The sequence below is a fragment of the Massilia pseudoviolaceinigra genome (assembly GCF_030846505.1).
Taxonomy (GTDB): Bacteria; Pseudomonadota; Gammaproteobacteria; order Burkholderiales; family Burkholderiaceae_D; genus Telluria_A; species Telluria_A violaceinigra.
This window is the reverse complement of sequence record NZ_JAVCWL010000093.1, coordinates 1-1,434: the sequence shown is the minus strand read 5'-3', so window position 1 is coordinate 1,434 and position 1,434 is coordinate 1. Positions and strand designations below refer to the sequence as shown.

The window sequence follows — 1,434 nt, the reverse complement described above, 5'->3', positions numbered from 1 at the left end:
TAAAGTGGACCCCACCGTCAAGACAATTTGTACCGGAGTTTAAGCTATGATCATGCCACTGCTTACAGCTGCACAGCGCTGTCCTGGCTTGCTTAATTTCCCACTCCCGCGACGGCAGAATTGATCGCGTCCTGCTCCCGGCAGGGCGGGGCTTGGGGCGGAGCCCCATGCTCCGCCACAGCGCCTGAAGTTACCAACGGTGTGACTGCGGCACTGCCGTAATTGTCCACGATCATCGCGCCGCCGCCCTCGCCACTGGCGTACACCGCATCCGGCGTCTGGTAGTTCAACGACTGGTGCGGCCGCTCCTCGTTGTAGAAGACGAAGTAGCGCGTCAGCCCGACCGTCAGGTCCCCCATCGTCGCGTATCCGTTCAGGTACACATCTTCGTGTTTGACGTTGCGCCACAGGCGCTCGACGAAGATGTTGTCCAGCGCCCGGCCCCGGCCGTCCATGCTGATCGCCACGCCTTCCCGCAGCAGCACGCCAGTGAACGCCTGGCTCGTGAACTGCACACCCTGGTCCGTGTTGAACATGTCCGGCTTGCCGTGACTGATCAACGCCTCTTCCAGGCAGTCTACGCAGAACGAGGCGTCCATGCTGTTGCTGATGCGCCAGGCCAGCACGCGCCGCGAGTACCAGTCGATCACCGCCACCAGGTAGGCAAAGCCCCGTGCCAGCCTGATGTAGGTGATATCGGTGCTCCACACATGGTTGGGCCGGACCACCGCGACGCCGCGCAGCAAGTACGGATAAACCTTATGCCCAGGATGCCGCACCGTCGTGCTCGGGCCGGGTGCCATCCCCGCCAGGCCCATCACGCGCATCAGGCGCTGCACCCGCTTGCGGTTCACCAGCCAGCCATGCCGCAGCAGGATCACCACCATCCTCCGGCTACCGTAAAACGGGTGCCGGGTGTACTCCTCGTCGATCAACGCGCACAGCGTCAGGTCGTCCTCGTGGACGGGCACGGCCACACGTGGCCGATACACCGTGGCCCGCGACACGCCGGCAAGCTCGCACTGTCGCGATAGCGGCAGTTTAAGATCCGGTCCGATCCACCCCAGCCGCACCGCGCCACTTACAGGCCTGACTTTTTTTTAAGCCAGTCCAACTCCATCTTCAGGCGCCCGATCTCACCAAACAGACGGTCCTCCTTCTCGTGTTCCAGTTCCATCTTGGGACCGCGCTTGCCCTCGAATAACGTGCCGGCGTTCGCCAGGATCTCCTTCTTCCATTGGCTCACCATCACCGGGTGGACGCCGTGCAACTGGGCGATCTCATTGACCGTCTTGACCCCGCGTACGGCCTCCAGACCGACCTTCGCCTTGAACTCCGCGCTGTGCACTTTCCGCTTCTTTGTTTCCGTCATTCCCTGCGATCCTCCGTTGAGGACCATAGCTTAAACTGCTGTCTCAAATCGTGGGTCCACTA

Annotated in this window: 1 pseudogene; it reads right to left on the bottom strand. The window is 62.0% G+C overall.

Annotated features, from left to right (window positions below):
* Positions 1-209: 209 nt before the first annotated feature.
* Positions 210-1,372: pseudogene (locus RBA40_RS33165) on the bottom strand (IS3 family transposase); the annotation flags it as partial.
* Between the last annotated feature and the right edge of the window lie 62 nt (positions 1,373-1,434).